Below are 6404 nucleotides of genomic sequence, written 5' to 3'. Positions count from 1 at the left end.
ATTGGTTAAGGGCAACCAATCTTCATTGAAAGCAATCAAATCTAATCGGAAAGCAACCAAATCAGCAGGAGAGCAACCAAATTACAAGTAGGAGCAACCAAATTGCCGGTGAAAGCAACCAATTCTTTAAATAACAAGTGTACTTGGGGTGGGACACCACACATACCACAAAGTATCCCCCAAATAGTCGGCATCTCGCTGCTCAATTATCCAGTAATTGGTTAAGGGCAACCAATCTTCATTGAAAGCAATCAAATCTAATCGGAAAGCAACCAAATCAGCAGGAGAGCAACCAAATTACAAGTAGGAGCAATCAAATTGCGGATGAAAGCAACCAATACTTAAAATAGCAAGTGTACTTGGGGTGGGAAACCGCTCATACCACAAAATATCCCCAAATAGTCGGCATCTCGCAGCTCAATTATCTAGTTATAAGAGCAGATAGTGGTTTGGAAGCTGTCTTATATAACGATCTAGAGCACATTATTTATGTTAAAAATATTTAATGCATAGTAAATAAATAGGTTTTAAATGTTTTTGAGCAACTGTATTGCATTACATATGAAACTTTGATAAGATGTATTTAATTCAAGATAAAGCTTGAAGGACAATAAAATATTGATTCATCTTCGGGGCAGGGTGAAATTCCCGACCGGCGGTATTAGAAATTTATTTCTTCAGCCCGCGAGCCGTTAAGTTAAGGTTGATTTGGTTAAATTCCAAAGCCGACAGTATAGTCTGGATGGGAGAAGGTGAAGGTGCAGTCGTTTTTCGTATGCTCTTATACGGATACGCTTGTTTAAGTGTACCTTTTACTCCTTTAAGCCTAAAGTCAATAGCTTAAGGGATTTTTTGAGTAAAGAAAACGTGCTGAACCTTTCTTCTTGTGGAGTGAATCGCAAAAGGAGAGAGGATTTTATGTTAAAAGGTAAGACGCGAATGCTGATCGCAATCGCTATGTTAAGTAGTATTTCTTTTGTATTAATGCTTCTTGCATTTCCATTACCAGCGTTACCAGCTTATTTGAAAGTAGATTTTAGTGATATTCCAGCACTAATTGCAGCAATCACGATGGGACCACTTGCTGGTATTCTTGTAGCATTTTTGAAGAATGTGTTAGATTGGTTGTTTGCAGGTAGCCCAACCGGTGTTCCAGTAGGACATATGGCAAACTTCGTAACAAGTATTTTGTTTTTGACGCCAGTTTATCTTATTTATCGCAAAGCTACATCATCTAAAGGAATTACGTACGGATTAGCTTGTGGGACGATTTCGATGGCAATCGGTATGAGTGTATTAAACTATTATGTATTTTTACCGATGTATGCTTATTTCTTAAATTTCCCAATGGAAACAGGAACAGCATTATTCAATTCTATCATTTTCGGTATTTTACCGTTTAATCTTATAAAAGGTATTTTAGTAGCAATTGTCATGATTGTTTTATTTAAACGAATGAAGCCATTACTAGATAAAGTGACACATTCATTTGGCACAGCCAATATAAATTAACGTTAAAAGGTCGTTTCTCTTATTTAAGAGAGACGACCTTTTTTAAAGAATAAACAGTTTTATACGTAGAGGCTGCTTCACCAATTTTCAAATAATGAAAATGTACGTTCGTATATGTTATATTTGTTTTAGGATGATTCGAGCAGTAATTTAGAAAAGAAAAAAAGAATATGCAAGGGTTTTAAGCACCTTACACATTCTTTATGGGTTCAAAGTCTATTCATACTTTAAGGCGTCGCCTTCAAAAGATTCCTCTGCTACTTTAATAGAATCGGTAGGGCAACCCTCAAATGCATCTTCCATATCCTCTAGTAGTTCATCTGGAACTTCTGTAGTACCCGTGTTATCATCTAAAATAACGAAAGCAATTCCTTCATCGTCATAATCGTATATATCTGGTGCAGCAGCGCCACATGCGCCACATGCGATGCATGTATCCTGATCAACAATTGTATATTTAGCCATTCCTTAATTCTCTCCTTTATATCTGCTTTCACGAATCTGCTATCTTATTCATTCTAAAGATATTTTCGCTACATTTCAACCAAAATACTTTCATATGTGAGGGATTTCCATTGTATTTTCAACAACTACTGTTATTAATTATACACAAATTTCAAGGAGAAAGGTCATCTACTGCACCTTATTATTTATTAAAAGGGAAAAAATCAGGTCAAACCATTCAAGATGTGACGTACTTTCAACTGCATTCTTACTTTAGTTTATATCCAAAACTAGCAAAAGAAACATATGAGGAAGCTATAAAGAATCTCCATGCAGAAGGGCTCATCGTTATGAATGAATCCAGAGTCGCTATTACAGAAAAAGGTTTGCATCAAATAGTTTCTATACGACGTCCTTTTTATAATGGATGGATTCTCCGGGGAAAAGAATTTATATTTTGGGGACGAGTGGAATTGATCGTCCAGACGCTATCCCAGTTTCAAGAAAATGAAAAGAAGTTTGTGCCTGTTCAAAAAAGCAATGAGATTCATCATTTTGTTAAAGTATTTTTGCAGGCAAGAGATTTTCAATCGAGTTCTTTTGGTGCTCATTTTAAAAAGCAGTTGTTTCATTTACTTGAGAATCCCTTATTACTAGAAATCCATCGTAATTTGTTTGTTTACCGTTTAAGTGGGTACAAAAATAGTGGGTTGACTTGGGAGCAACTTGCTAGTCACCATCACATGACTGTTTTAGATGTGAAGTTTTTATTCATCGAGTGCTTACATATTCTTTTAAACGACATAACAGAAGAGAAATATCCAGATTTACACGCATTGACGAAGGGTATTTACGTACAAACTCCTTTAACAGATTCCGCATTCAAAACTAGTAAATTATTTGAGAAAGGCTACACGATCGAGGAAATAGCAAGGATGCGTTTTTTAAAAGAAAATACGATAGAAGACCATGTGATTGAAATTGTTTCAGCAGATCCAACTTTTCCTCTTCAAGCCTTTATTTCAACAGAACAAGTTCAAAAAGTTTTACATATTGCACAGGAACGACAAACGAAAAAATTAAAAATCATTCGCGAGGAACTTCCTGATTTAAGTTATTTTCAAATTAGATTAGCGCTAACTAAAGGAGAAGAAATAAATGGATAAGTTAACTGAAATATTAAAGCGTAAATTTGGTTACGATTCATTTAGGGAAGGGCAAAAAGAAATAATAGAAAACGTCATTGCAGGACAAGACGTCGTTGCCATATTACCAACTGGTATGGGTAAATCATTATTATATCAATTGCCAGGATATTTGATGGAAGGCTCAGTCGTCATTGTTTCTCCCTTACTTTCTTTAATGCAAGACCAAGTGGAGCAATTGAAAATGTTAGGTGAAAAAAGAGTTGTTGCGATTAACTCTTTTTTATCCTTTGAGCAAAAGGAAATGGTTTTTCGAAATTTGTCTACTTACAAATTTATATTCACTTCCCCGGAAATGCTGCAAAACGACCGTTTTAATCATGCACTTTCCACTATCCGTATAGCCTATATCGTTGCGGATGAAGCCCATTGTATTTCTCAATGGGGATTTGATTTTCGGCCGGACTATTTACGAATTGCCAAATGGCTGCAGCAATTCCGGCAAACAAACGTCCTTGCTTTAACTGCTACGGCAACTAGTAAAGTAGTGGAAGATATTAAAATGACATTATTAATGAGGGAGCCGTTTGAGTATATCCATTCCCTTGATCGACCTGCCATTGCGTATGAAGCGATTGAAGTTAAAGATGCGCAAGAAAAGCTTGCCTGGATAATCGGTAGAGTTACGTCCACCAATGGTCCTGGTATTTTGTATACACAGTCCCGTAAAAAAACAGAGATGTACGCACATGAGTTACAAAAAAGAGGGATTCGAGTCGCTTACTATCATGCCAAAATGGAGCAGGATGATCGTATTTTAGTCCAACAACAGTTTCAACAAGGGCAGCTGGATTGGATTTGTGCAACAAATGCCTTTGGAATGGGGATACATAAAGATAATATTCGACAAATCATACATGACCATATTCCGACGTCCATAGCAAGCTATATGCAAGAAGTGGGGAGGGCTGCACGGGACGGAGCGCAGTCTATTGCCTCCTTGCTATTTACAGCTACGGATGTGGAGCAGGCTTTCTATGTCGCGATGCAAGATTTCCCAGAAGAAGCGGATATTCGCCTTGCATATGAATCCGAGAATATACAATTGCAGCTACCGGAAACTACCACGAGAATATTGGATTACTGGAAAGAGGAGTTAAAGGAGCATGAGACAATTCAATTATTTCAAACTATTAAACAAAAAAAATGGGCTGAAATACTCGCTTTATATACGATGCTACAAAATGAAACATGCATACGAGAGCAACTATTACGTTACTTCGATGAAGAGCTGACAAAGCGGCCAAAGTATTGCTGCTCTAAGTGTACTTTACCTTTACAAGAAATTCTGATTGCCAGAGAACAACCATTCGAACAAAAGGAAGAAATGAATTGGAAGATTAAATTAGATGAACTGTTACATTCGTAATGCAGGCGAGAAGTTTACTTTTTCAACAAAATTCGGCATAATAGTAGTAGATATAATGGCAGAAATGGAGTTTGAAAAATATGAACCAAGACGACTATCAAAAGAAAATAGATGAACATAGACAATCCATCCATGTAGAGGACGAAAACGTAGAGCTAAGAAGTCGTAGAAGATCAAATTCTGGAAAAAAAGCAAAGAAAAAATCGAAAAACATCCTATTACCGACTTTATTTTTTATTTTTATTCTAATACCGGTTTGCATTTTTCTATATGTGCAGTTTATTTACACACCGAAGGATACAGAAGAGGTACAGGAAGCGGGCATTATTCAAGTGGAAACGAAGACAATTACGAATAGCCCTAAAGAAGAGGAAGAAGAAAAAGAAGCTTCAGAAGAAGACAAAAAAGAAGAAGAGGCACCCGTAAAGGAAGAACCAAAAGTGGAAGAGCCTAAAGTAGAACAACCGAAAGTAGAACAACCAAAGACAGAGCAACCTAAAGTGGAAAAACCTAAAGTAGAAGAGCCGAAAGTGGAACAACCAAAAAAGGAAACTCCATCTAGAACTCATATTGTTAAAGAAAATGAAACACTATACCGTATTGCAGTCAATTATTACAAGGACCCAAATGCAGTTGAAAAAATTAAATCTGCTAATGGTCTATCATCCAATGCTATTTCAGCAGGTCAAAAGTTAATCCTGCCTTAATAAATGTATCGAAAGAAGGTCACTTAGAATCTTCGCTGCATATATAGATATAGAAGGTTCTGTTTTCGAAAAGACGATTCATAAGTTTAGGTAGTGTAGACTTGAAAGGACAGGGGGGACTTCCCTGTCCTTTTGTACTTGTTTTGCAAGATGAAATGATCCCAGACTAAGTACGCAACATCGTGTTGCTCCTGCGCAAAGCTCGTCGCAAAATAAAAGAGCGTTTGCAACTTCTGTTTGACCCACATCGTGTGGGACACAACTAACAAACAGTGGGGGATGACGGGGACTAAAAGCGCGACGTCCATGTCGCAACATTCTCACTAGCACGTCCTGTGCGTCGAAAAATCCCCACTGTTTGAAGATTCACTTTATGATTAGGAGGTTTTTCGTTGGTATATTTTCTTTTGTTAGTAGCCGGTTTGGCAGTCTGCCTTTTACTTTACATGCTCTACTTGGCATTTCAAGTTAATGTAAAAACCCATGAGCTTCCGGTGAAAGAAATGAGGCCTGGTTCCCGGGTGCATCTTTTTTTTATTTCAGATATTCACCGTCGTAAAATAGATAGTAAGTTCATTGACTCGCTTATGGGCAAAGTAGATATCGTGATTATCGGAGGGGATCTCACCGAAAAAGGGGTTCCTTTACAACGAACGGAGCATAATATCGAGCAGCTTAAAAAATTGGGAGATGTTTTTTACGTCTTTGGCAATAATGACCGGGAAGTGGGAGAGCAAAATTTAATTTGCATATTAGAAAAAAATGATGTTCAGCTGTTGGTGAACCGATCCGTTGAACGGACTGTTGCTGGTACACCGATTCGCCTCGTTGGAGTCAACGATGGATTTAGTGGTAAAGTAAATATATATGAAGCGTTTCAAGATGTAAGAGAAGAGGATATAGTTATCTTCATCACTCATGCGCCAGCATATTTTAATAACGCTAAAAAAGTAAGTAATCCGCATTTGTTCTTAGCGGGACATCTTCATGGTGGCCAAATTCGGTTTGGGCCATTTGGTATTTATGAAAATGGTACTTTTAAGGAAAAAGATTTTAGTGCGGAGCTTATTAGTAATGGTTTTGGAACGACAGGTGTGCCTCTTCGATTAGGTGCAAAATCGGAGTGTCATGTAATTACATTGTACGGTGAATAAAAAAACCGTTTGA

The 6404-nt window shown here is 37.2% G+C and carries 6 protein-coding genes and 1 riboswitch; of the genes, 5 read left to right on the top strand and 1 reads right to left on the bottom strand.

The genetic code is table 11. The features are described 5' to 3' along the window. Positions 1-621 precede the first annotated feature (621 nt). Positions 622-758, top strand: a riboswitch (FMN riboswitch). 160 nt (positions 759-918) lie between these two features. After that, positions 919-1512 (top strand): ECF transporter S component, encoded by a 594-nt coding sequence (locus tag ACIP9W_RS21040; RefSeq protein ID WP_142537236.1) that lies wholly within the window; start codon positions 919-921, stop codon positions 1510-1512. Positions 1513-1728: 216 nt separating this feature from the next. On the opposite strand, the gene ACIP9W_RS21035 is transcribed toward ACIP9W_RS21040, so the two are convergent. Continuing rightward, positions 1729-1977 carry a ferredoxin gene (locus ACIP9W_RS21035; RefSeq protein ID WP_282245184.1) on the bottom strand — a complete coding sequence of 83 codons (249 nt, stop codon included), beginning with the start codon at positions 1975-1977 and terminating at the stop codon, positions 1729-1731. Positions 1978-2087: 110 nt separating this feature from the next. On the opposite strand from ACIP9W_RS21035, the gene ACIP9W_RS21030 reads away from it, so the two are divergent. The 4 genes from ACIP9W_RS21030 (at position 2088) to ACIP9W_RS21015 (ending at position 6391) form a co-directional block, all read left to right on the top strand. Continuing rightward, the gene (locus ACIP9W_RS21030) at positions 2088-3122 is read left to right on the top strand and encodes a YpbB family protein (RefSeq protein WP_400793111.1); all 1035 of its coding nucleotides are present in this window, start codon (positions 2088-2090) and stop codon (positions 3120-3122) included. Beyond that, positions 3115-4530, top strand: coding sequence for a RecQ family ATP-dependent DNA helicase (locus ACIP9W_RS21025; protein WP_400793110.1), 1416 nt, complete (start codon positions 3115-3117; stop codon positions 4528-4530). The genes ACIP9W_RS21030 and ACIP9W_RS21025 overlap by 8 nt, the downstream gene beginning before the upstream one ends. 80 nt (positions 4531-4610) lie before the next feature. After that, positions 4611-5237, top strand: a complete 627-nt coding sequence (locus ACIP9W_RS21020) for a LysM peptidoglycan-binding domain-containing protein (protein ID WP_400793109.1) — start codon at positions 4611-4613, stop codon at positions 5235-5237. A 392-nt stretch (positions 5238-5629) separates the two neighbouring features. Then, entirely contained in the window at positions 5630-6391 is a 762-nt protein-coding gene (locus tag ACIP9W_RS21015) for a metallophosphoesterase (protein WP_400793108.1), read from the top strand. Positions 6392-6404: the final 13 nt, after the last annotated feature.

The sequence above is a fragment of the Psychrobacillus sp. NPDC093180 genome (genome assembly GCF_044754065.1).
Classification (GTDB): Bacteria; Bacillota; Bacilli; order Bacillales_A; family Planococcaceae; genus Psychrobacillus.
Note: the sequence above shows the minus strand (reverse complement) of the source record. Positions and strands in the feature narration are given on the sequence as shown.